General features: G+C 38.6%; 2 protein-coding genes. One reads left to right on the top strand and one right to left on the bottom strand.

Annotation, left to right across the window (positions count from 1 at the left end):
• On the bottom strand, positions 1-377 hold a 377-nt coding region (locus F8S12_RS12965), incomplete at its 3' end, for a plasmid recombination protein (protein WP_196516682.1).
• Positions 378-1434: 1057 nt separating this feature from the next.
• On the opposite strand from F8S12_RS12965, the gene F8S12_RS12960 reads away from it, so the two are divergent.
• Positions 1435-1889 (top strand): hypothetical protein (locus F8S12_RS12960; RefSeq protein ID WP_196516681.1); only part of this gene is annotated, 455 nt, incomplete at its 3' end.

Raw genomic sequence — 1889 nt, 5'->3', positions numbered from 1 at the left:
TCGGCGCGGACAATGCGAGATCCATATTCATCCGCTAACCACTGGTGAGTCGCTTCTACCCAGTTATCCAACTTTTGTGGTTCATAGTAACCGGCTTGGGTGGGGCAGTCGGGACGGAAATAACTGGGCGATGCACTCAACAGTAACTCCACGCAGTACACCGCATCAGTGCGAATCTTCCGCTTCTGCTCCGAGTCCCCTATCTTGGCTAAGACTAAATCCTCTAGTCGTTCCTCTGGGTCGAGGCTACCGATGAACCGAATATTTTTTTGAGTGGGATCTGCATTAGGGGTTTCTCTTTCTCGCGCGGTGTGAGATGCACTCCCTGATATGTTACCCCGCTTTAATTTTTTTAATCGCGCGATCGCGTATGCCATTTTTTATCTACGCTAAAATTTGGAAATACAAGTTTTTGGGCTGACCGACTGAGAAACAAATATCACTCAAGTTATTGCTGTTTTTTCTCGATTTTACGCCACTTTTTCAGCCAAATCGCTCAAATGCGAAAATGGAAAAATAACCGTAGTAAGTACGACTATTCTAAGCCGCCCTACAGCATTTCACAGGCAATTCTCCCGCTATCCCCAAGATTCCCTTAGTAGCATAGTCACTATTAACACAATTTTAACCTAAGTAGAGAACATCTGACTTTCTGGGGTTTGGACTAAAAAACCACGCAATAGCAAGGCTTTCGGGCTATTTAACTGTCAATAACTCTTCATTAATGACAATAAACGGACTGATAACAGAATTTTTCGAGAATTATTCAAGAGTAAAATGGTTGACAACGGAATTTCTTGGCAGTCCTCGAAGTTAATCAGTGCTAATTTGTAGCGCAACAGGAAAAAGACTGGCTTTTTGAAGTATAAAAGCAATACTTTTGTAGTATTCATTCTCAATAAAATTGGTCTTATTGAGAATGTGAGAAACTGGACAAATCGCCTCAAAGCTTGTTGGAGTAAGTATTAGAGGGCAATTTTTCAAAAAAGTGATGTGCAAAATAGCAGACATTTTGTACCTGATTGTCAACATTTGCTGACAGCTATAACAGTTACAAGCGTGTATGAGCGGTGCAAAATAGCAGACATTTTGTATATAAATAGGGGTTTTAGGTGCAAAATGTCTGCTATTTGTAACTGTGACTAATAATACATTTTTACCACGTAAAAGCAAATAAAACCCCGGTAAATTAGTAGGGATTAAAAAAATGAGGGTTTAAGTGAAGGATTAGAAGAAAAAATGCGGTGTTGTATGTGCATTCATTGTTAAGTAAATGCTTCATTTAGGCAGACAACATAAATTTCAAAAGCAAAAATATTAAATTTAGTTAAGTTAGGCAGTATCAAAATAAAAATAAAAAAACTGGGCGATAAAAATTAGTGTAATAATTTTAAGAAAGCGCGTTACGCTAATCAGAATTTTAGTCAAAAAAAAATGAATGATTCTAGATATAGAGTAGTGTCATTTAGAAGACCAAGTGACAGTGCAGATGCAGAAGTAATTGATTACTTGAGGTCAAAGCCTTTAAATTTGAAGGAAGATTATTCGGAAACAATTACATCGACACTAAAGAAACACTGGCTACCTCTAGCCTTGTTTTCTTCGGGGCTGAGGGGAGAAGAATTAAGACAGATTGGCATTTGGGCAATTAGTCAACTAGAAGCACAAATTAGTATGATTCGGAGAACTTGCGGGATAGCACCAGACCCGCTAGTGGTGACATCAAATATATCAATGCAAGCATCAAACATAGTGGCATCAGATAGTCTATCTGTCTTAGGGATTACTTCGGGAGATGGACAAATAAGTTCTACTGATGAAGAAGATGAAGACCATGACGATGACGATGAATTTCTTTCCTCGCAAAACTATCAAGAGATGAGCGACAT

Origin of the sequence: Nostoc sp. WHI, assembly GCF_015714725.1 — a bacterium.
Classification (GTDB): domain Bacteria; phylum Cyanobacteriota; class Cyanobacteriia; order Cyanobacteriales; family Nostocaceae; genus Nostoc.
The sequence above is the reverse complement of the archived record's forward strand: the minus strand, read 5'-3'. Positions and strand labels throughout refer to the sequence as shown.